This is a genomic window from Robertmurraya korlensis (genome assembly GCF_023715225.1).
GTDB lineage: Bacteria > Bacillota > Bacilli > Bacillales > Cytobacillaceae > Robertmurraya_A.
Window position 1 is genome coordinate 1 of sequence record NZ_JAMBNS010000155.1, and the last position, 405, is coordinate 405.

Annotated in this window: 1 protein-coding gene; it reads right to left on the minus strand. The window is 58.3% G+C overall.

Features of this window, described 5'->3' with window-relative positions; all coding sequences use genetic code 11:
- A partial coding sequence (locus M3175_RS26190) for an alpha/beta fold hydrolase (RefSeq protein ID WP_251524637.1) occupies window positions 1–405 on the minus strand: 405 nt, incomplete at both ends.

A 405-nucleotide genomic window follows, 5' to 3' on the forward strand; every position in this document is an offset into this window, starting at 1 on the left:
GTAATAATCCAGCGCATCGGCAAAGCCATGGATTTTGGCGGTGATCATATCGTCAAATTCCCGGATGCGGCGCATCCCTTTGAGCTGGCGTAAATCGACGGGCAGCGAGCCCGGGTACGCTTTCAGCTTGCGTGAAGCGTTGGCTTTTAACAGATTGAGCAGATAGCGCTGATAAACCCGCGAGAAGCCCTTATCCATATGATAGCTGCAGGCTTCGAGCATGAAAGGCGCGGAGACGATCACCGCCGCATCCAGCGGGCAGCGGTCGCCTTCCTCTGCCAGCAGGCAGCCCAGCATATTGCCGCCCAGCGAATAGCCGACGGCCGCGGTCGGCGCGGGACCAAACTCGCGCTTCAGCCAGTGCAAAAACCAGGTGCCATCTTCCGTTTCGCCGGAGTGATAGAT